A 21,107-nucleotide genomic window follows, 5' to 3' on the forward strand; every position below is an offset into this window, starting at 1 on the left:
GACCGGGCGGTTGGAAACGCTCGCCCCGGGCCAGGCCATCCCCTTCGGCGGCGACCGCGTCGCCTATGTCTCCGAGCCCCTGGCCAAGGCCTTCCAGCCCGGCGACCGGCTCGTGGTGGTCCAGGAGACCGGCGACCTGCTGCATGTCCCCGCCGTGATCCAGAGCCTGGCCGCCGACGCCGTCGGCCGGGCGCACGGCGCGTTCCAGGCGCTGGGCGCGACCAGCGACCAGGCGATCACCCACTTCTTCCAGGCCTTCGCGGCGAACCTCGCCGACGACGCGATCTGGCGCACCATCGGCGAGGCCAACGCCGCCGATGTGGCGAGCGCCCAGGCGCGCGGCCGCTCCACCACCCGGCTGGCGGTCAGCGAGGCCATGCGCCGCGACATGATCGCCGGCCTCGAGGTCTGGCGCGACGCCCCGGCCAGCCGTGGCCGGGTGCTGGAACGGGTCGAGCACGCGGGCTGGAGCGTCGAGCAGACAGCCGCGCCCCTGGGCGTGGTCGGCTTCATCTTCGAGGGCCGCCCCAATGTCTTCGCCGACGCCACCGGCGTGCTGCGAACCGGCAACACCGTGGTCTTTCGCATCGGCTCGGACGCGTTGGGCACGGCGCGGGCCATCGTCGAGCACGCCCTGGAACCGGCCCTGAGGGCCGCCGGCCTGCCGGACGGCGCCGCGGCCCTGGTGGACAGCCCCGCCCACGCCGCCGGCTGGGCCATGTTCTCCGATCCGCGCCTGGCGCTGGCCGTGGCCCGCGGCTCCGGACCCGCCGTGGCCCAGCTGGGCGCCATCGCCCGCCAGGCCGGGACACCGGTCAGCCTGCACGGCACGGGCGGCGCCTGGATCGTCGCCGATCCGAGTGCGGATGCGCAGCGCTTCAAGCGTGCCGTCTACCACTCGCTCGACCGCAAGGTCTGCAACACGCTCAATGTCTGCGCCATCGTCCGCGAACGCGCCGCGGACCTGGTTCCCGTGTTCCTGGAGGCCCTGCAGGCCGTCGGGGAGCGCCGCCGGGGCGTGAAGCTGCACGTGGTCGAGGGCGGCGAGGCCCTGCTCCCCGAGGCCTGGCGCGCGGCCCGCCTCGTGGTCGGCCGCGCCGAGGGGGCCCGCGAGGAAGACCAGGTCGAGATCCTGGCCCGCGAGGATCTGGGCCGCGAGTGGGAGTGGGAGGAGACGCCCGAGCTCTCCCTGGTGATCGTCGACAGCGTCGAGGAGGCGGTCGCCCTCTTCAACCGCTACAGCCCACAGTTCGCCGCCAGCCTGATCGCGCAGGACGCCGAGGCCCACGAGCGGTTCTACGCGGCGATCAACGCGCCCTTCGTCGGCGACGGCTTCACCCGCTGGGTGGACGGCCAGTTCGCCCTGGATCGGCCCGAGCTCGGGCTCTCCAACTGGGAGCACGGCCGCCTGTTCGCCCGCGGCGGGGTGCTCTCCGGCGACGGGGTGTTCACCGTCCGGGCCCGGGCGCGCCAGACCGACCCCGACCTCGACCGCAATCCCGACACGGCCAGGCCGCTTTGAACCGCCATCCTGTCTTGAACCTCAGGAACGCCGATGTGGTTCGCGGGTCCCGCTAGGCGCCGGCCACAGGCCGGGCGGCCGGCGGCGCTCAAGCTGGGCTTCCACCTGGAGCCCGGCATGCGGGTCGGCCTCTATGGCGGCTCGTTCAATCCGGCCCACCAGGGCCACGCCCATGTGGCGGAGACCGCGCGCCGCCGGCTGGGCCTGGACCGGGTGATCTGGCTGGTCTCGCCGCAGAACCCGCTGAAAGCCTCGGCCGAGACCCTGCCGCTCAAGGACCGCATGGCCGGGGCCAGGGGCGTAGCGCGGGGCCGGGCCATGGTGGTCTCCGACGCCGAGACCCGCACAGGCTCGCAATACACCATCGACACCCTGCGAGCGCTCAGGGCCCGTTTCCCCAGGGTGCATTTCGTCTGGATCATGGGCGCCGACAGCCTGGCTGACTTCCATCGCTGGCGGGGCTGGACCCAGATCATGGCCGAGGTCCCGGTGGCGGTGGTCTCGCGGCCCTGGATCTCGCTGAAGAGCCGGTTTTCGCCCGCCGCCAGGCGTTTCGCCCATGCCCGCCTCGCGCCCCAGCAGGCCAAGCTGCTACCTGACGTCACGCCACCGCGCTGGGTTTTCCTCACCGGACCGTTGAATTTCCAGTCCTCCACGGCGCTTCGCGAGCGGATGCGCCAGGGCGGTGGGTGACGAGTGCGTGAGGTCGGGCTGACCGATCCCTCTTTTCGTGCTACGAAGGGTTTCATAGCGAGGCTAAAAAGGAGCGACCCCGCTGAGCCCTGACCCTGCGCCTAGCGCGCACGAAGCCGTAGTTTCCCAGGCTTCCATTGACACCCAGGCGCGGATCACCGCCCTGGAAAACCTGATCCTGGCGCGTCTCGACGACGACAAGGCCCAGGATGTCGTCTTCATCGATCTGAAGGGTAAGAGCGCGGTGGCCGACGGCCTTGTCGTCGCCTCCGGCCGTTCGCACCGTCATGTCGGCGCCATGGCCGACCACCTGCTGCGGGCTCTCAAGGAAGAGGGCTACGGCAAGGCCCGGGTCGAGGGCATGCCCCACTGCGACTGGGTGCTGATCGATACGGGCGACGTGATCGTCCACCTGTTCCGTCCCGAGGTCCGCCAGTTCTATAACATCGAGAAGATCTGGTCGGTCGACGCTCCCCACCGCACCGCCTCGAGCTGACTGATTTTCCTCTCATTCCCGCACGGCGAGCGTATGGGGCGCTTGGCGTCCTCTCCCCTTTCAAGGGGAGAGGGTAGGGTGAGGGGAAGCGGCGCGCAGCGCCGCCCTGCAGCCCATCAGCCCAGTCAGTACGGCGGGGACGCCCCCCGCACCCTACCCTCTCCCCCCGGAAGACGGGTGGAGAGGACGATGTCTCGCTGGCCGCGGACGCTTGTCCGGGTCGGAGGAACCGGAACGTGAAGATCACGATCCTCGCCGTCGGACGCCTGCCGCGCTCGCCGGAAGCCGATCTCGTGAAGCTCTATGTCGACCGCGCCACCGCCGCGGGCCGCGCCCTGGCGTTGGGGCCTGTCGAGGTGGTGGAGGTCGAGTCCCGAAAGCCCGGCAAGGGCCCCGAGGCCGACGTCCTGCGCCCGCACCTGGAGGGCGCCCATGTCATCGCCTGCGACGAGCACGGGACGCAGAGGACCTCGCGGGACTTCGCGTCCCTGGTCGCGCGGCTGCGCGACGATGGGACGCGGCGGCTGGTGCTGATGATCGGCGGCGCCGACGGCCTGGATCCCGCCCTGCTGGCCCAGGCCCACGGCAAGCTGGCCTTCGGGCCGCAGACCTGGCCGCACGCCCTGGCCCGGGTCATGCTGACTGAGCAGGTCTACCGCGCCGTGACCATCCTGGCCGGCGGCCCCTACCACCGCGATTGAGGGCCCGATTGAGCGACATGGCGACGCGGACTATCCCTTGGGACATGACGACCCGCCGCCTCGCCCCCGCCCTCGCGCTCACGGCGACGCTCGCGTTCACGGCCGTGGCCCTGGCCGCCGACGACCGCGAGCGGCTGGAGAAGCTGAACGTCCGCGAGACCGTGCTGGCCGCCGAGCAAGGCCGCAACCTCAACCGCCTGGCCCGGCTGCTGACCGTGCTGGCCCAGTTCCGCCGCGATCCGCCGCCGGCCCTCCTGGTCAGCCCCGACGACGCCGTGGACGCGGTGCGCGCCGCGATCCTGGTCAAGGCGATCACGCCCGAGCTGCATCGCCGCGCCCGGGCCTATTCCGCCGAGGCCGTGCAGATCGCCCGCCAGCGCCGCCTGGCCGCGGTGGCGAGCGAAGCCCTGTTCACCGCCGACAGCCGCGCCGCCGAGGCGCGCGCCGAGACCGTTCCGCCCGGAGCCGCGCTCGCCCTGCGCCCGGCCCTGGACGCCCCGCTGTCTGCGCCCCAGGGGCTGGTGATGCCCACCCCCGGAGCCGTGGCCCGCCGGTTCGGGGAGGCCATGCCCGGCGGCGGGCGGGCCAGCGGACTGACCATCGCCTCGGCGAAAGGCGCCCGCGTGACGGCGCCAGGCGCCGGATTGGTCCAATATGTGGGCCCCGTTAAGGGTTGGGGGGTCATATTGATCTTGAGATTGCCGGGTGGATACCATCTGGTGTTGGCAGGCCTCGACCGGGCGACCGTCGGTATCGGACAATCGGTCGCGGCGGGCGCGCCTGTCGGAAGGATGCCGGATGGGAGACAATCCCCATCTGAGCTCTATCTGGAGGTCCGGGAAGGCGGAGCACCCGTCGATCCGGAGCGTTGGTTGAGAACCGGAGCGAAACAAGTTCCGGGAAATTGATGCGTCAGCGGCGCCTTTTCGCCGCAAGGGAGGCTTAAGGGCCTGATATGCGAAAGTATCTTTTGATTGGGGCTTCGGCCTTCGTGCTCGGCGCCGGCTCCATGGCCTATGTCAGCCAGGCCGCGATCGCCTCCGCCCAGCCCAAGACCCAGACCTACAAGACGCTGCAGTTGTTCGGCGACGTGGTCGACATCGTCGAGCGGCAGTACGTGACCGAGGTCGACGATCAGAAGCTGATCGAGGCGGCCATCGACGGCATGCTGACCTCGCTCGATCCGCATTCCGGCTACCTCAATCCCGACAGCTTCGACGACATGCGCGACCAGACGCGCGGCGAATACGGCGGTCTCGGCATCGAGGTCACCAGCGAGGACGGCGTGGTCAAGGTGATCTCGCCCATGGACGACACCCCGGCCTTCAAGGCGGGCGTCAAGGCCGGCGACTTCATCACCGCGGTCAATGGCGAGAGCGTGCTGGGCCTGTCGGTCAACGAGGCCGTCAAGCAGATGCGCGGCAAGCCGGGCGAGCTGGTCACCCTGACCATCGCCCGCGAGAAGACCGATCCCTTCGACGTCAAGATCGTCCGCGAGGTGATCAAGCCCAAGTCCGCCACCGCCAAGATGGAAGGCGATTACGGCTATCTCCGCGTCTCGGCCTTTAACGAGAAGACCACCGACGAGGCCGAGGCGGCGCTGGCCGACCTGCGCGCCAAGAACCCGAAGATGAAGGGTCTGATCCTCGACCTGCGCAACAATCCGGGTGGGCTGCTCGACCAGGCGGTCGGCATCTCCGACCTGTTCCTGGACGGCGGCGAGGTGGTCTCCCAGCGCGGCCGCGATCCGCGCGACATCGAACGCTACAACGCCCGCACCGGGGACGCCGCCGGCGGCCTGCCCATGGTGGTGCTGATCAATTCCGGCTCCGCCTCGGCGGCCGAGATCGTGGCCGGCGCCCTGCAGGACCGCAAGCGCGCGGAACTGGTGGGTCTGACCAGCTTCGGCAAGGGCTCGGTCCAGACCGTGATCCCGCTGCACGGCGGCATCGACGGGGCGCTCAAGCTGACCACGGCGCGCTACTACACCCCCTCGGGACGCTCGATCCAGAAGACCGGCATCGAGCCGGACCTAGAGGTCGCCGAGACCCGCGACGAAGCGCAGCGCATCGCCAACCGCGCCTTCCAGTTCTCGGAGGCCTCGTTCCGCAACGCGCTGAACGCCGAAGAGGGCAAGAAGCGCATCGGCGCGCATGAACCCGCCGAGGCGCCGCCCACCGATTTCGACACCAAGACCGGCGACTTCCAGCTCGCCCGGGCCAAGGATGTGCTGCGCTACGGCTCGGTCGCGGCCACGCCCAAGCTGCCGAAGCCGGCCCCGAAGATGGCCGCCGTCGTCGCCCCGCGCTCGCCGAACGTCGAACCGCCGGCCACCAAGAAATAATCCCCGGAATCCTCCCCGCCTTTCAGCGCGGGGAGGCCCTTCCGACGTTCACTGTATAAGTCGTTGTTAACCATAAGCGTGGGACGGTGCGGACCTGGAACGTTCCGTGATCGCGCGCATGTTTTCGACAAAGAACCTGATCCCCGCCATGGCCGCGCCGAACGACGGATTCCGTCCGCCGGACCTGTTGGCGCGCGCCTTCGCCAACCCGCACCTGACCGCCGGCCTGGCGGGCGGGCTGCTGCTCATCACCCTGCTGACGGTCATCGGCCTGCTGGGCGATCCCAGGGCCAGCACGCCGGTCGTGCGGCTGTCCCTGGCCAAGGTCCAGGGCATGGCGGCCCCTCCGGGCTGGCGTGAGGCGCTCACCGCCCCGCCGCGCGAGCCGGTGGTGATCGAGGACATCTTCCGCCTGTCGGAGACCCCGCTCGGTCCTGACGGCGCCTTCGGCGGCCAGGCCACCATCACCATGGCCGGCGGTCGCGCCTTCCACGCCGCCGATCCCCTGGTCCAGGCGCCCCTCGCCGGCTTCCACATCCAGGGCCCCGGCGGCCTGCTGCCGATCATCGCCGCCAACGGCAAGACCCCGGCCGAAGCCTATGCGCGGCCCTTCGTCCCCAACGGCCGGCCCAAGGTCGGCATGGTGGTCGGCGGGTTGGGGCTCAACGCCCAGGCCACCCGCCAGGCGATCGACGGCCTGCCGCCGGAGATCACGCTGTCCTTCGTTCCCTATGCCGAGGGCCTGCAGGGCTGGATCGACCTGGCCCGGGCCGCCGGCCACGAGGTGCTCCTGGAAGCCCCCATGGAGCCCGTCGACTATCCCGACAACGATCCGGGCCCCTACACCCTGATGGCCACGGCCCAGGGAACCGAGACGGTGAAGAAGCTGGAATGGGTGCTGTCGCGCGCCACCGGCTATTTCGGGGTGACCAACTATCTCGGCTCGCGGTTCCTGGCCTCCGACAGCGGCATGAACGCCTTCACCGGCGCCCTGCGCGGCCGGGGCCTGGCCTTCATCGACGACGGCCAGGCCGCCCGGCGCGGCGGCGGCATTCCCAGGGCCTCGGCGGTGCGGATCATCGATGAACAGCTCTCCGGCGAGGCCATCGACCAGCAGCTCCTCCAGGTCGAGGCCTTCGCCCTGCAGAACGGCCAGGCCCTCGGATCCGGCTTCGCCTATCCTGTGACGCTGTCGCAGGTCGCTTCCTGGGCTGAATCGGTAGAATCTCGTGGATATCAGCTGGCCCCGGCTTCCGCCCTGACCAGCCGTCGCTAAATGAGCTGAGATGAACCACGACCTGTCCCTCTATCGCCCGAACGTGGGGGTGGTGCTCTTCCATCCCGACGGCCGGGTGTGGCTGGGTCGTCGGTACGCGGCGCCTGAACCTTACAATTGGCAGTTCCCGCAGGGCGGGGTCGACGAGGGCGAGAACCTCGCCGAGGCCGCGTTCCGCGAGCTGGCGGAGGAGACCGGGGTCATCTCGACCACCCTGCTCGGACGCACCGAGGGCTGGCTCGCCTACGATTTCCCGCCGGAACACATGGGCTCCAAGGTCGCCAAGGGCTGGAAGGGCCAGCGTCAGGTCTGGTTCGCTCTGCGCTTCGACGGCGACGAGAGCGAGATCGACCTTTCCGGCGGCGGCCATCCCGAGTTCGAGGCCTGGCGCTGGGGCAAGCTGGAAGAGGCCCCTGGCCTGGTCGTGCCGTTCAAGCGCGCCAACTACGAAGCGGTGGTGACCGCCTTCCGCGACTTCGGCCGCTTCCGGGGACGCGCGGCCTGAGCCGTCCCATGCAAGACCTGCCGCCGGTCATCATGGTGCATGGCGCCTTCTGCGGCGGCTGGGCCTTCGAGGCCTTCCGCAAGCCGTTCGAGGCCGCCGGTCATCTGGTCCTGACCCCTGACCTGCGCGGCCATGGTGAGGGCGAGCGATCGGACGCCGTGGTCGGGGTCTCGATGACCGACTACGCCCGCGACATCGCCGCCCTCTGCGCCGCCCAGCCGCGGCCGCCGATCCTGGTGGGCCATTCCCTGGGCGGGCTGGTGGCCCAGCTCGCCGCCCGCCGCGCCGAGGTCGCCGCCGTGGCCTTGCTGGCGCCGTCCGCCCCCTGGGGCGTGGCCGGCTCATCCATCGAAGAGGCGGTCACCGCCTTTGGTCTGCACATGCTGGGCCCGTTCTGGGCCCAGGCCATAGCCCCCGACCGCTCGCTGATGCGCCAGTACAGCCTGAACCGCATGCCGAAGGCGCAGCGCGAGGCCGTGGTCCAACGCCTGCGCTCAGAGAGCGGCCGGGCGCTGTGGGAGACGCTCAACTGGTGGCTGGACCCGTTCATGACCACCGGGGTGGGCGCGGGACCGCTGCCGGCCCCGACCCTGGTGCTGTGCGGCGACCGCGACGTGGTCCACCCGCCCGGCACCGTGCGCCAGACCGCCGAGCGGATCGGCGCGGAATTCCGCCTCAAGCCCGGTATGAGCCACTGGCTGCTGGGCGAGCCCGGCTGGGACGGCGTGGCCGACGAGGTCCTGGCCTGGCTGGACGAGGTCCCGGCGCGCGACGCGGCGTGAGGGCGCCCGCGACGGCCGCTACTCGGCGGGAAGCCTGTCGCGGCTTTCAACCGCGACGGCCGTTGCGATTGAACCTGCGGACATGCAGTCTGTGCGCATGAAATCTATTGGGATCGTAGCCGCCGTCGTGGCGTTGCTCGCGCCGGCTATCGACGCTCGCGCCGGGCCATCGCAGCTCGCGCCTCAAGTCGGCGACACCTACGAAATCACCCGGATCCAAAAGTCTTCCCAGCAGAGCAGCGACGGTTCATCGGGAAGCTCACACGACAAAGATACAATCCTGGAACGCGTGATCGGCGTGCGCGCCGATGGCCTGGAATTGGAATATGACCTCCCGACGACCGCAACTGCGGACGAGAGAGGTAGCAATTGGCAATTTCCCGCTCGCGTCTTCAAGCCGTACCGGGGATCGCTGCAATTGCTCAATCGCCCTGAACTGGAAGCGCGCATCGATGGGTGGCTCAAGAAAGCCGGATGGTCCCGTAGCGTCTGTGGGAGTTGGATCTTCACTTGGAACGCGTTTCACATCAACTGCGATCCCCAGGCAGCCATCGAGACGATCGAAGCCTTCGATCTAAGGCCCGCCGACCTTCGTGAAGGGGGTTCTTATCAGGTCGCTGAGGCGAGCCGCCCTGGGACCTTGGCAAGGAAGACGGGTAGGCCAGACGTCGCGACCTTCGCGGTCGAGATGGAGGTCGATCCCGACGCCGTACGTCGCGCGCGCGCCGAGTCTGACGTTGCTGTCGGGAAGATTATGCGAAAGGCAGTGACCCTCGACGACGCCCTGCGCGAGCGGGCGAAGGAGGCCGTTTCCGGGACGATCTCAGTCACGTTCGAAACCGATTCCGCAGGGAATGTGCTGCGCCGAACGAAGGTGACCAGCCTTGAGATCAAGGAGACGGGTGACCGGTCAACGAAGCAGACCGTTACCGAGACCGTGGAACGGCGACTTCCGACAGGGCGCGCCGCTCGTCGCTGAAGGCCGGCATGCCAGCTCTCGGCCGATCGTCATGAGCGCACCACCCAGTTCCTCCCCCAGCGTGCAGCGCGATTTGGGGGAGGTGGCGCGTCGCCCTCTTCGGCGACGTGACGGAGGGGGTTGAAGGCCACAAGCAAGAGTCAAAGTCCCCCTCACCCGGCCATTCGGCCAGGAGCTCCCCCAGAGGGGGAGCATCTAGATAGGCCCAGCTATTCCTAGTCCGCCAGCAGTGTTCCCAGCGTCGGGGGCGGCGGACGCGGCCTGAACCACTAGGCGTATTCCGAAGCTCGGCCGTTTTCAGCGCTTGTGGTGGCGAGCTTCATCCGGCTAAATTGAATTCAATTCAATTTCGAGATTGGCCATGAGCACGACGAGGATCGGCACACCGGAGCGATTGATCCGCGCCGCCCAGGAGGAGCTCATCCATAGTCATGGGCTGTTGGAGATGCAGGCGGTCGCCAAGCGGGCCAAGGTTTCGGTCGGGCTGGCCTACCACCACTTCGGATCAAAGGCGGGGCTGATCGCCGCCGTGGTCGAAGGGTTCTACAACCGGCTGGAAGAGGCCGCGTTCAGCCCCTCGAAGCTGATCTCGTCGGACTGGGCGGGCCGTGAGAAAGAGCGGATCGCCGCCTATATCTCATTCCACTACGATCATCCGTTCGCGCCGCTGGTCGTTGGCCCGTTGAGCCGTGCGGCCGAAGTCCTCGAGGTGGAACAAGCCTTCACCAAACGCCAGCTGACAGCAGGCGCCTATAACTTGCGGGCGGGGCAACGTGACGGCGTCATTCCCGCCGACCTCGATCCCCGCCTCACGATCGCCCTGCTCATCGGCGGCATCCGCCAGGCGCTGATCGGCGCGCTGACCAGCAGCCATCGGCCTGACCGCGCCGAGCTTACCGACAAGATCTGGGTCTTTGTCGCCGGCGCGTTGCGCCTGCGCGCGCCGTAGGTCGGGAGCGCAAGCGCGGACGAACCCGTCGCCTGGGACTCCCGCCGCCAACTCAGGAAGGAACCGTACACCGTGGCCGATCCGCACGCGTTTCATGAGCCGAAGTCCAGCTACACCAAGGACGATCTGATCCTGTCCAGCCGGGGCGGATATTTCGGCCCTGGCAATGCGCAACTGCCGGCTCCGCCAATGCTGATGATGGACCGGATCACGGCGCTGAGCCTGGACGGCGGCGAGTTCGGCAAGGGCCATGTCGTCGCCGAGCTGGATATCACCCCGGAGCTTTGGTTCTTCGATTGTCACTTTCCCGGCGACCCGGTCATGCCGGGCTGCCTTGGGCTGGACGCCATGTGGCAGGTCCTGGGCTATTGGCTGGGCTGGTCGGGGTCCCCGGGCAAGGGCCGCGCCCTCGGTGTGGGCGAGGTCAGGTTTCGAGGCGACGTCACGCCCGAGACCAGGCTGGTGCGCTACGAGGTGAGCGTGCGGCAGGCCCGGCGCGGCCAGCTGGCCCTGGGCGTCGCGAAGGGCCAGCTATTCGCGGACGACGTCTGTGTCTATATCGCGACCGATCTGAGAGTCGGAATGATCAGGCCCACGCCCTGAGGTCGGAGGTCCATGGCGGCTTTCGACCCGACGCGGACCTTCAGAACCTCCCCTCCTGCGCCGTCCGTATCAACTCGAACGTTCATCGAAAAAGCGGGCGTCGGGCTCTTCACGATCCCAGTCCGCCCTCGAAGCGCAGAACAGGTGCGTGCGAACGCCCTTGCCGAGCGGCGTATCGAGCGTCCCCGCCGTGACATAGACATTCCGCGCGTCCGTTTCGGCCGGGAGCGGGGTGCCGCAGGTCTTGCAGCGGGTGATGGAGTAGGTCTCGCGCAGGGCGAAGGTGACGCCGTGATCCTCCCCCCTCACCCAGCGAAAGCGATCCGTCGGCACAATCAGGATCGCGTTTCCGTTCGAACCGGAAGCCTTGCGGCATAGCGAGCAGTGGCAGACCCAGACGCCATCTAGATCGCCATCGATCTCATAGGCCCTCGCACCACAGAGGCAGCTGCCTGTTCGAACGGTCATTCGCTTTCCAACCCCTGCGGGCCATGGTCCGTTCGTTCGTCGGGTCTGCTCCGCGGCCGCCAGAGGAGCGTGAAGCGCGCCGGAATGCAACGTCCCTGAACCACCCAGGGCGGGCCTACGATCGGCGAATCTCGAAGTAGGTTTTCCCGTCGCGCTGGAACCCAGCACCCTATTCAGGAACACGATCTCGGTCGCGCGAACCGCCTCGGCGTTCTGATTCTTGAAGACGCCGTGGCTCTCGCCCTTGGCCAGGACGTACCAGACCTCCGTCCCGTGACCGCGCAGCTTGGCGACCAGTGCGTGTTGGGAAGCCGGACCCAACGACGTTGATCGCCGTCCGTCAACCGCCGGTCAGTGGCCCGGGGGACTCAGGATCTTCAGGCCCACGATGCCGGAAACGATCAGGCCCACGCACATCAGGCGCGCGACGGTAGCCGGCTCCTTGAACAGGATGATCCCCAGTATGACCGTGCCCACCGCGCCGATGCCGGTCCAGACGGCGTAGGCGGTGCCCAGGTGCAGGGACTTCACCGCCAGCCCCAGCAGGACCATGGAGACCACCATGCTGGTCACGGTGGCCACGGTCGGCCAGAGCCGGGTGAAGCCGTCGGTGTATTTCAGGCCGACCGCCCAGCCGATCTCGCAAAGGCCGGCGACGAACAAAACGACCCACGCCATGGGCTGAAGCCTCCTAGCCGATGGGGCCGTCCCCGGGGAAATGCAAAAGGCGCCGGGGTCGTCCCCGGCGCCTTTCCGACATAGGTCGCGCCCCGCCGGGCGGCAAGCAGTCCTAGAACTTGCGCTCGGAATAGAGCACTTCGCCCAGGTCCGAGTTTTTGTTCACCGAGGCGCCGTCCGGCTTCTTCAGCTGCATGAACACCAGGCCGATCGACTCGTGGTCGGTCAGATATTCCCAGGTGTTGGTGACGCGCTTGTAGTCGGCGCTGGGCGTATAGTCGTTGCGCTGCTGGAGCAGCTCCGGCTTGTGCAGGAACGAGAAGATGTTCAGGCCCACGATGATCGGCGTTTCCTTGCCGATCTCGTAGTTGATGCCGATCCGGCAGACGTCCTTGTTGGAGCCCTGCGGATAGATGGTCAGGGTGTAGGGCTTGGCCACCAGGGTGGTGGTCCAGGTCAGCTCGCGGCGGTTCTTCTTATAGCCGCCGATGCCGGTGACGATCTGGTCGAGGTTGCCGCCCTTCACCAGGGGCTTACAGACCCGGTTCAACACGTCGATGATCTGACCTTCCGGACCGGTGGTCGGGATGGTGTAGACCTTCTCCGGAACGGGGGCCGGCGGGGCCTCGGCGGCCGGAGGCGTGGCGGCGGCCGGAGGAGCCATGGGATCGGCCGCAGGCGGCGCGGTGGTCGCCGGGGGAGCTGTGGGATCCGTCGCGGACGGAGCCGTCGCCGGCGCCGGTTCGGCGGCGGGCGGCGGGGTCTGGGCGGTGGCGCTGGTGGCGACGCCGGCGAGAGCGATCAGACTGACGATGGCGGTGCGCATGGCTGCGTTTCCCCTGACTTGATGTTGCATCACACTCAATGCGGCCGTCCCTCGCAAGTGCTCTAGTGGCGCTTTCCGGCGAGTTCGAGGCCTTAGAGTGTCAGCTGCGCGCCGCGACGGCGTGCTCGGCGAGAATAGTCAGCCCATCCGGAGTGACGTCGGCGAAGCCGCCCTCGACCTCGAAGACCGTCAACTGGCCGTCGTTATGGACCACAACCTGGCCCGCCTTGAGCGCCGTCATGAACGGAGCGTGGCCGGCCAGGACGCCGAAGCCGCCCTCGGTCCCCTGCGCGTCGACCTGGTCGACCTCGCCGGAGAACAGTTCGCGCTCCGGCGAGACCAGGGAGAAGTGAAGCTTCTCGGCCATGTTTCTTAGGCTTCCGCGGCCAGACGCTCGGCCTTGGCCACCGCGTCTTCGATGGTGCCGACGTTGTAGAAGGCGGCTTCCGGCAGGTGGTCGTACTCACCGTCCACCACCGCCTTGAAGGACCGGATGGTGTCTTCCAGGCTGACGAACACGCCCGGCATGTTGGTGAACTGCTCGGCCACGTGGAACGGCTGGCTGAGGAACTTGGAGATCTTCCGGGCGCGGGCCACGGTCAGCTTGTCGTCTTCCGACAGCTCATCCATGCCCAGGATGGCGATGATGTCCTTCAGGGACTTGTAGGCCTGGAGGGTTTCCTGGACGCGGCGGGCGACCTGGTAGTGCTCCTCGCCGATCACCAGCGGGTCCATGATCCGGCTGGTGGAGTCCAGCGGGTCCACGGCCGGGAAGATGGCCTGGGCGGCGATGTCGCGCGAGAGCACGGTGGTGGCGTCCAGGTGGGCGAAGGAGGCGGCGGGCGCCGGGTCGGTCAGGTCGTCGGCGGGCACGTAGATGGCTTGGACCGAGGTGATCGAGCCCTTGGCGGTCGAGGTGATGCGCTCCTGCAGGTTGCCCATCTCGGTGGCCAGGGTGGGCTGATAGCCCACGGCCGAGGGGATGCGGCCCAGCAGGGCGGACACTTCGGAGCCAGCCTGGGTGAAGCGGAAGATGTTGTCGATGAAGAGCAGCACGTCCTTGCCCTCTTCGTCGCGGAAGTACTCGGCCTGGGCGAGACCGGTCAGGGCCACGCGGGCGCGGGCGCCGGGGGGCTCGTTCATCTGGCCGTAGACCAGGGTGCAACGGCTGTCGCCGCCGCCGCCGGCCTGGTTCACGTTGGACTCGATCATCTCGTGATAGAGGTCGTTGCCTTCGCGGGTGCGCTCACCGACGCCGGCCAGCACCGAATAGCCGCCGTAGGCCTTGGCGATGTTGTTGATCAGCTCCTGCATGGTCACGGTCTTGCCCACGCCGGCGCCGCCGAACAGGCCGATCTTGCCGCCCTTGGTGTAGGGGCAGAGCAGGTCGACGACCTTGATGCCCGTAACCAGCACTTCGGCCGAGGTCGACTGCTCGGCGAAGGACGGGGCGTCGCGGTGGATCGGCGAATAGAACTTGGTGTCGATCGGGCCGGCTTCGTCGATCGGGTCGCCGATGACGTTCATGATGCGGCCGAGCGTGGCCGGACCCACCGGGACGGTGATGGCGCGGCCCGTGTCGGTCACCGGAGCGCCGCGGGTCAGGCCCTCGGTGGTGTCCATGGCGATGGCGCGGACGGTGTTCTCGCCCAGGTGCTGGGCGACTTCCAGCACCAGGCGGAAGGGCGCGCCCGTCCGCTGGTCGGTGTTGGTGGTTTCCAGCGCGTTGAGGATCGCGGGCAGCGCACCCTCGAACTCGACGTCGACGACCGCGCCGATGATCTGCGAGATGCGGCCGGTGGCGACGCCGGCGACGGCCGCCGGCTTCGGCGCGGGCGCCTTCTTGGCGGCCGGGGCCTTGGGAGCCGCAGCCTTGGCGGCCTTGGGAGCGGCGGCCGCCTTCGGGGCGGCGGCTTTCTTGGCGGGGGCCTTAGGGGTCGTAGCCATGGTCGGACTCTTTCGGTTAGAGCGCTTCGGCGCCGGAGATGATCTCGATCAGCTCCTTGGTGATCTGCGCCTGGCGAGTACGGTTCTTGAGCAGGTTGAGCGCGGCGATCATGTCGCCGGCGTTGCGGGTGGCGTTGTCCATGGCCGCCATCTGGGCGGCGTAGAACCCGGCCTGATTCTCGAGCATGGCCGACATCACCTGGACGGTGAGGTTGCGCGGCAGCAGGGTCTCGAGGATCGCGCCTTCGTCGGGTTCGTATTCGTAGGCCGCGCCCTTGAGGTCGACCGTGGGCGCGTCGCCGCCGATCTGGGCCGGGATGAGCTGGCGCACGGTCGGGGTCTGGGTGACCACCGACTTGAACTGGCTGAACACCAGGGTGACCACGTCGACCTCGCCGGCCTCGAACAGCTCGGTGATCTTCTCGGCCACCGGCTGGGCGACGGCCAGGGACGGCACGCCGGCCTCGAAGGCGCCCACGGAGCGGTCGCCGTACTGGCGGCGCAGCAGGTCGCGGGCCTTCTTGCCGACGGTCAGGATGCGGACATCCTTGCCTTCGCCGATCAGGGTGCGGATGCGTTCGCGCGCGGCGCGCAGGATGGCGGTGTTGAAGCCGCCCGCCAGTCCGCGATCCGAGGTCGCCACCACCACCAGGTGCTTCTGGTCCGCGCCGGTGCCGACCAGCAGCTTGGGCGCGCCGTCGCCGGAGACGCCCGCCGCCAGGTTGGCGATCACCGCGGCCATGCGCTGGGCGTAGGGCCGGGCGTTCTGGGCGGCTTCGGTCGAACGACGCAGCTTCGCCGCGGCGACCATCTGCAGCGCCTTCGTGATCTTTCGCGTGGAATCCACGCTCTTGATCCGATCGCGCATCTCTTTGACGCTGGCCATCTCCTAATGCTCCAGCGTCGTCTTAGGCGAAGGTCTTCACGAAGGCTTCCAGAGCTTCCTTGAGCTGGGCCTCGGTATCCGCCTTCAGCTCCTTGGAGGTGCGGATGGCGTCGAGGATGCCCTGGTGCTTGGAGTGCAGGCGGCTCAGCAGCTCGGCCTCAAAGCGGCCGACCTGGTTGGTCGGGATGGTGTCGAGATAGCCGCGGGTGCCGGCATAGATCACCGCAACCTGCTCCTCGACCGCGAGCGGCGAGTATTGGGGCTGCTTCAGGAGCTCGGTGAGGCGCTCGCCCCGCGCCAGCTGGCGCTGGGTGGTGACGTCGAGGTCGGAGCCGAACTTGGCGAAGGCGGCCAGTTCGCGATACTGGGCCAGGTCGCCCTTGATGGGGCCGGAGGCCTGCTTCATCGCCTTGATCTGGGCCGAGGAGCCCACGCGGCTGACGCTGATGCCGACGTTCACGGCCGGGCGGATGCCCTGGAAGAACAGGTCGGTTTCCAGGAAGATCTGGCCGTCGGTGATCGAGATCACGTTCGTCGGGATATAGGCCGACACGTCGTTGGCCTGGGTCTCGATGATCGGCAGGGCGGTCAGCGAGCCGGACCCGTTGTCCTCGTTCAGCTTGGCCGCGCGCTCCAGCAGGCGGCTATGCAGGTAGAACACGTCGCCCGGATAGGCTTCGCGGCCCGGCGGGCGGCGCAGCAGCAGGGACATCTGGCGATAGGCCACGGCCTGCTTGGAAAGGTCGTCATAGATGATGACGGCGTGCATGCCGTTGTCGCGGAACCACTCGCCCATGGCGCAGCCGGCGAAGGGGGCCAGGAACTGCAGCGGGGCCGGCTCGGACGCGGTGGCCGAGACGATGATCGTGTAGTCGAGCGCGCCACGCTCCTCGAGCGTCTTGACGATCTGGGCGACGGTCGAGCGCTTCTGGCCGATGGCGACATAGATGCAATAGAGCTTGGCGCTCTCATCCGTGCCGGCGTTGATCGACTTCTGGTTCAGGATGGTGTCGATCGCCACGGCGGTCTTGCCGGTCTGGCGGTCACCGATGATCAGCTCGCGCTGGCCGCGGCCGACGGGGATCAGGCTGTCGATGGCCTTCAGGCCGGTCTGCACGGGCTCGTGCACCGACTTGCGGGGGATGATGCCGGGAGCCTTGACGTCCACGCGGCGGCGCTCGGCGGCCCCGACGATCGGGCCCTTGCCGTCGATCGGCTCGCCCAGCGGGTTGACGACGCGGCCCAGCAGGCCCTTGCCGACCGGCACGTCCACGATCTCGCCCAGGCGGCGGACTTCGTCGCCTTCCGAGATGGCGCGGTCGTCGCCGAAGATCACGATACCGACGTTGTCGCGTTCCAGGTTCAGGGCCATGCCCTTCACGCCGGCCTTCGGGAACTCGACCATTTCGCCCGCCTGGACGTTGTCGAGCCCGAACACGCGGGCGATGCCGTCACCGACGGACAGCACCTGGCCGACGTCGGAAACGTCGGCTTCTTCGCCGAAATTGGCGATCTGCGACTTGAGGATGGCCGAAATCTCGGCGGCGCGGATGTCCATGGGCTTACGCTCTCTTCAGGGCGAACTTGAGGGAGTCGAGCTTCGAACGGAGCGAAGCGTCGAACAGTCGGGAACCGACCCGCACCTTGATGCCGCCCAGGATGGACGGATCGACGCGGGTCTCGATTTCAGGATCCTTGCCGAGCGCGGTGCGCAAGGCGGCGGCCACGCCCTTGGTCTGGGCGGGCGTCAGCGGGATGGCGGAGGTCACCTGGGCCGAGACCGCCCCGCGCGCCTTGGCGGCGAGGGCCTCGAAGGCCTCGATCACCGCGGGCAGCACCGAGGCGCGGCCGTTGGCGGCCAGCAGGCCCAGGAACTTCTTGGTGGTGGAATTGAGCTTCGCCTTGTCGGCGATGGCGGCCAGGGCCCGGCCCTTGTCCGCCGCGCCGAACGCCGGAGAGGCCAGCAGGATATGGAAGTCCCGGCTGTCGGCGCGCATCTTTTTCAGCGCTTTCAGGTCGGCCTCGACGGCCGCCAGTTTCTTTTCGTCGTTCGCGAGATCGAACAGGGCTTGGGCATATCTGCCGCCCACATTCGAAGCCTTGGAATCGTCCGCCACTTATTATGTCCGCCCGATGCGTGTCGAAAGCCGCGGCGGGGGAACCCCACAGCGGCCTAAAGGCTTGAAAGCGCTTGGAAAAGCACATTGGCCGTCGGGACTGGTAGAGCCCCCTGGCCCGAAGCCGCGCGCCTGATAGCACGCGATTTTCGGCGCCGCAACCAAACCGGCCGCGACACCTTGGATTATACGGCCTTGGAAGTCTCCCCGGATCTGCGGAATACCGCCGAAGCGGTCGCCAGGACCGCGCCTTCGGGCGTCAGCAGGCGCCCGTAGGCGAAGACGAGGGTGCGGGTGGCCCGCTCGACGGCGGCCTCGACCACCACCGCGGCGCCCGGCGCTGCAGAGGGGCCGTAGTCCAGGGTCAGCGAGACCGGTTCGGCGCCGGGACCGGCGGCCTCAAGCAGAAGGGGCTCGATCAGGCTGGCCACGGCGGCCGGAGCGTCGGGCAGGCGCGCCTGGCGGCGCAGGCGCTCGAGGGTGGTGTCGGGGGTCATGGAGGCGGTCCCTTACGCGGGCGCGCGCGAAACTCAAAGAAAAAGGGCGCCGGGGGGGGCATACCCCGGCGCCCAAGTTACAGGCTCGACTGGAAACAGCGGCTGGGAGGCGCGCTTATCGGTGCGCGAACCTGGTCGTGGAGTCGGTGACTAGCGGTTCGCGACCTGGGTGGCCGGCAGCGCCGCCACGTTGCAGGCGCCGAGCTTGGTCTCGTCCAGTTGCTTGCGCGCGCCGCCGAAGGAGGCGACCGCGCCCAGTTCCTTCGCCAGGTCCTTGCAGGTCGAGGTGGCGTAGGTGCGCGAGGACGGAGCCGAGGCCACGCAGGTGTCGCCTTCGCAGAGGAAGACGGCGCCGCCGGCGATGACCTTGGTCTTGACGGCGATCGGGGCTTGCAGCTTGGCGGTGATCGGATCGTCGGCCAGGGCGGCGCCGGCGAACGAGACGGAGACAATGGCGGCGCAGGCGGCCGCAAGGGTACGGAGCTTCATGGAAAGCCCTCCAGCGTTTCGGGGAGAAAAGGCAGGCCTCGGGCCTGGCTCGGCGCAATCCGGGGATCCGCAACCGGTATCCCCACCGGTGGCGCGAAAAGAACTAAGCATCGCTAAGATAACACTGCTTAGATTGAGGGCAATAGATAATTTCTGCGGTCAGCTATGCGAAAATGTAGGGGTGCAATCCGCTCGGCCGGTTCCCATATGACGTGATCGCGCCGCGAGGCCGCGCATCGGCGCGGCGCGGGCGGTCGCCCACGGTCCCCGTTCATCTCTCGTCAATCTTGTCGCGCGTTTGGTGCGCCTAGGTTATCTGTCGCCTCGGAGCGGGGGCGATCCACGGCGACTTAGGACGATACATGGCCAGATCAGGACCGGATTCTCGCCGGCCGGCCCCGCGAACCCCGCAGCGACCCCCAGCGCGAACCCCTCTCCAGGCCTTTTTCTACTGGACCATGGTGCTGGGCGTCTGGGGTCTGATCTTCGTGGTGGCCTTCTTCGCGGTCTTCGCCACCGACCTGCCCGACACCTCCAAGCTCTACGATGTCGAGCGCCAGCCCTCGATCTCGTATCTGGACCAGTCCGGCGCCGTGGTGGCCGTGCGCGGCAGCCAGTACGCGCCGCCCGTCGACCTGGATAAGCTGCCGCCGCACGTGCCCAAGGCCTTCGTGGCCATCGAGGACCGCTGGTTCTATTGGCATGTCGGGTTCAACCCCTGGGGCATCCTGCGCTCGCAGATCTACAACACCACCCACAAGGGCGGCCCCCTGCGCGGCGGCTCTACCATCACCCAGCAGCTGGCCCGCAACCTGTTCCTGACGCCCAACCAGAACTACCGCCGCAAGGCCCAGGAGCTGATCCTGGCCATGTGGCTGGAGGCCAAGTTCAGCAAGAAGGAGATCCTTTCCCTCTATCTGAACCGGGTCTATTTCGGCGCCGGCGCCTACGGCATCGAGGCCGCCAGCCAGCGCTATTTCGGCAAGCCGGCCAGCCAGCTCACCCTCGGTGAAAGCGCTCTCCTGGCGGGGCTGATGAAGGGTCCCTCGCGCTACAGCCCAGTCTCGGCCACCAAGCGCGCCGAGCAGCGGGCCAATGTGGTGCTGAACGAGATGGTCCGCTCCGGGGCCATCACCGCGGCCGAGCGCGACGAGGCCTTCAAGACCCCGGTCAAGGTCAATCCCACCCTGGCCAGCCAACGCGCGCAGTACTTCACCGACTGGGTCGACGACCAGGTTCGCTCCCTGCTGGGCGAGCCCACCGAGGACCTGGTGGTGGAGACCACGCTGGACCTGCCCATCCAGACCGCGGCCGAGCAGGCCGTGCGCCGCGGCGTGGCCGCGGCCAAGGGCCAGGGCGTGCAGCAGGCGGCCCTTGTGGCCATCGACGGCGAGGGCCGCATCCGCGCCTATGTGGGCGGCGTCTCCTATGAGGAAAGCCAGTTCGACCGGGCGACCATGGCGCGCCGCCAGGCCGGCTCGGCCTTCAAGCCCTTCGTCTATCTCACCGCCATGGAGAACGGCCGCACGCCGGACGTCCAGGTGGTCGACGAGCCGCTGAAGATCGGCAATTGGGAGCCGCGCAACTATACCGGCGACTTCCGCGGCCCGATGACCCTGCAGACCGCGCTGGCCCAATCGATCAACACCGTGGCCGCGCGCCTGGCCAATGAGGTCGGCACCGGCAACGTCGCCGCCACCGCTCGGCGGCTGGGGATCACCTCCCACATCCAGCTCGACCCCTCCATGGCCCTCGGCGCCGTCGAGGTCAGCCCGATGGAGATGGCCCAGGCCTACGCGCCCTTCGCCAATGGCGGCTTCCTGGCCAAGGGTTACGGCATCACCCGCATCCGCACGGCCTCGGGCAAGGTGCTCTACGACCACACGGTGGAGAAGGCCCAGCGCCAGGCGGTGATCGGCTCGCCGGCCCTTCAGTATATGAACCAGATGATGCGCCAGGTGATCGTCTCGGGCACCGGGACGCGGGCGAATGTTCCAGGCTACGACCTAGCCGGCAAGACCGGCACCACCAGCGACTACCGCGACGCCTGGTTCGTCGGCTACACGGGCGGCTTCGTCACCGCCGTCTGGGTCGGCAAGGACGACAACAAGCCGATGAAACGGGTCACCGGCGGCAATGCGCCGGCCGGCATCTGGCGGGACTTCATGGCCGCGGCCCTGCCCCGGCTGAAGACCCAGGAGATCCCCGGCGGCGTCGCCACCCCGGAGCCGGAGGGCGCCGACCCGATCGGCGACGTCATCGACGGCATCGGCGACGCCATCGGGATCGGAAACGATCCGCCGCCGGCCGAACGGCCGCCCGTGCGGGAAGAGGCGCCGCCTTACTAGA

Annotated in this window: 23 protein-coding genes; 13 read left to right on the top strand and 10 right to left on the bottom strand. The window is 68.4% G+C overall.

Annotated elements, in window-relative coordinates:
• Positions 1-10 precede the first annotated feature (10 nt).
• The 12 genes from V6M51_RS06990 to fabA all read left to right on the top strand — a co-directional run bounded on the left by V6M51_RS06990 (position 11) and on the right by fabA (position 10,850).
• Positions 11-1,522: an aldehyde dehydrogenase family protein gene (locus V6M51_RS06990; RefSeq protein ID WP_332765817.1), complete on the top strand. Its 1,512-nt coding sequence runs from the start codon at positions 11-13 to the stop codon at positions 1,520-1,522.
• 33 nt (positions 1,523-1,555) lie between these two features.
• Positions 1,556-2,215, top strand: a complete 660-nt coding sequence (locus V6M51_RS06995; protein WP_332765819.1) for a nicotinate-nucleotide adenylyltransferase — start codon at positions 1,556-1,558, stop codon at positions 2,213-2,215.
• Positions 2,216-2,297: 82 nt separating this feature from the next.
• Positions 2,298-2,711, top strand: coding sequence for a ribosome silencing factor (gene rsfS / locus V6M51_RS07000; RefSeq protein ID WP_442957842.1), 414 nt, complete (start codon positions 2,298-2,300; stop codon positions 2,709-2,711).
• 236 nt (positions 2,712-2,947) lie between these two features.
• Positions 2,948-3,412, top strand: coding sequence for a 23S rRNA (pseudouridine(1915)-N(3))-methyltransferase RlmH (gene rlmH, locus V6M51_RS07005; protein ID WP_332765821.1), 465 nt, complete (start codon positions 2,948-2,950; stop codon positions 3,410-3,412).
• A 44-nt stretch (positions 3,413-3,456) separates the two neighbouring features.
• Entirely contained in the window at positions 3,457-4,320 is an 864-nt protein-coding gene (locus tag V6M51_RS07010) for a murein hydrolase activator EnvC family protein (protein ID WP_332765823.1), read from the top strand.
• Between the two features lie 47 nt (positions 4,321-4,367).
• On the top strand, positions 4,368-5,756 hold the full coding sequence (locus V6M51_RS07015; protein ID WP_332765825.1) for a S41 family peptidase: 1,389 nt from the start codon (positions 4,368-4,370) through the stop codon (positions 5,754-5,756).
• A gap of 118 nt (positions 5,757-5,874) precedes the next feature.
• Entirely contained in the window at positions 5,875-7,032 is a 1,158-nt protein-coding gene (locus tag V6M51_RS07020) for a divergent polysaccharide deacetylase family protein (protein ID WP_332765827.1), read from the top strand.
• 10 nt (positions 7,033-7,042) lie between these two features.
• Complete coding sequence (locus V6M51_RS07025) at positions 7,043-7,537, top strand: RNA pyrophosphohydrolase (protein ID WP_332765829.1); 495 nt, start codon at positions 7,043-7,045, stop codon at positions 7,535-7,537.
• A gap of 8 nt (positions 7,538-7,545) precedes the next feature.
• Complete coding sequence (locus V6M51_RS07030) at positions 7,546-8,319, top strand: alpha/beta fold hydrolase (protein WP_332765831.1); 774 nt, start codon at positions 7,546-7,548, stop codon at positions 8,317-8,319.
• Positions 8,320-8,401: 82 nt separating this feature from the next.
• Positions 8,402-9,298 (top strand): hypothetical protein, encoded by an 897-nt coding sequence (locus V6M51_RS07035; protein ID WP_332765833.1) that lies wholly within the window; start codon positions 8,402-8,404, stop codon positions 9,296-9,298.
• Between the two features lie 394 nt (positions 9,299-9,692).
• On the top strand, positions 9,693-10,247 hold the full coding sequence (locus V6M51_RS07040; RefSeq protein WP_332765835.1) for a TetR/AcrR family transcriptional regulator: 555 nt from the start codon (positions 9,693-9,695) through the stop codon (positions 10,245-10,247).
• A 72-nt stretch (positions 10,248-10,319) separates the two neighbouring features.
• The gene (gene fabA / locus V6M51_RS07045; RefSeq protein WP_332765837.1) at positions 10,320-10,850 is read left to right on the top strand and encodes a bifunctional 3-hydroxydecanoyl-ACP dehydratase/trans-2-decenoyl-ACP isomerase; all 531 of its coding nucleotides are present in this window, start codon (positions 10,320-10,322) and stop codon (positions 10,848-10,850) included.
• A gap of 69 nt (positions 10,851-10,919) precedes the next feature.
• Here fabA and V6M51_RS07050 read toward each other — a convergent pair whose 3' ends face one another.
• The 10 genes from V6M51_RS07050 to V6M51_RS07095 form a co-directional block, all read right to left on the bottom strand.
• Positions 10,920-11,318, bottom strand: a complete 399-nt coding sequence (locus V6M51_RS07050; RefSeq protein ID WP_332765839.1) for a GFA family protein — start codon at positions 11,316-11,318, stop codon at positions 10,920-10,922.
• Between the two features lie 351 nt (positions 11,319-11,669).
• Positions 11,670-11,996, bottom strand: coding sequence for a quaternary ammonium compound efflux SMR transporter SugE (sugE, locus tag V6M51_RS07055; RefSeq protein WP_332765842.1), 327 nt, complete (start codon positions 11,994-11,996; stop codon positions 11,670-11,672).
• A gap of 112 nt (positions 11,997-12,108) precedes the next feature.
• Positions 12,109-12,822, bottom strand: coding sequence for a hypothetical protein (locus tag V6M51_RS07060; RefSeq protein WP_332765844.1), 714 nt, complete (start codon positions 12,820-12,822; stop codon positions 12,109-12,111).
• A 100-nt stretch (positions 12,823-12,922) separates the two neighbouring features.
• The gene (locus V6M51_RS07065) at positions 12,923-13,189 is read right to left on the bottom strand and encodes an ATP synthase F1 subunit epsilon (protein ID WP_332765846.1); all 267 of its coding nucleotides are present in this window, start codon (positions 13,187-13,189) and stop codon (positions 12,923-12,925) included.
• 5 nt (positions 13,190-13,194) lie between these two features.
• Positions 13,195-14,769 (bottom strand): F0F1 ATP synthase subunit beta, encoded by a 1,575-nt coding sequence (gene atpD, locus V6M51_RS07070; RefSeq protein ID WP_332765848.1) that lies wholly within the window; start codon positions 14,767-14,769, stop codon positions 13,195-13,197.
• A 16-nt stretch (positions 14,770-14,785) separates the two neighbouring features.
• Positions 14,786-15,655: a F0F1 ATP synthase subunit gamma gene (locus tag V6M51_RS07075; RefSeq protein ID WP_332765850.1), complete on the bottom strand. Its 870-nt coding sequence runs from the start codon at positions 15,653-15,655 to the stop codon at positions 14,786-14,788.
• A 22-nt stretch (positions 15,656-15,677) separates the two neighbouring features.
• Positions 15,678-17,213 carry a F0F1 ATP synthase subunit alpha gene (gene atpA / locus V6M51_RS07080; protein WP_332765852.1) on the bottom strand — a complete coding sequence of 512 codons (1,536 nt, stop codon included), beginning with the start codon at positions 17,211-17,213 and terminating at the stop codon, positions 15,678-15,680.
• A gap of 4 nt (positions 17,214-17,217) precedes the next feature.
• Positions 17,218-17,772 carry a F0F1 ATP synthase subunit delta gene (locus V6M51_RS07085; RefSeq protein WP_332765854.1) on the bottom strand — a complete coding sequence of 185 codons (555 nt, stop codon included), beginning with the start codon at positions 17,770-17,772 and terminating at the stop codon, positions 17,218-17,220.
• Between the two features lie 185 nt (positions 17,773-17,957).
• Positions 17,958-18,269, bottom strand: a complete 312-nt coding sequence (locus V6M51_RS07090; RefSeq protein ID WP_332765855.1) for a hypothetical protein — start codon at positions 18,267-18,269, stop codon at positions 17,958-17,960.
• A gap of 150 nt (positions 18,270-18,419) precedes the next feature.
• A complete protein-coding gene (locus tag V6M51_RS07095) occupies positions 18,420-18,758 on the bottom strand; it encodes a CC_3452 family protein (RefSeq protein WP_332765857.1) in 339 nt (112 codons plus the stop codon).
• 362 nt (positions 18,759-19,120) lie between these two features.
• Between V6M51_RS07095 and V6M51_RS07100 the strand changes: the two genes are divergently transcribed.
• Positions 19,121-21,106, top strand: a complete 1,986-nt coding sequence (locus tag V6M51_RS07100; protein WP_332765858.1) for a transglycosylase domain-containing protein — start codon at positions 19,121-19,123, stop codon at positions 21,104-21,106.
• Position 21,107: the final 1 nt, after the last annotated feature.

Source organism: Phenylobacterium sp., from assembly GCF_036677185.1.
Lineage (GTDB): Bacteria > Pseudomonadota > Alphaproteobacteria > Caulobacterales > Caulobacteraceae > Phenylobacterium.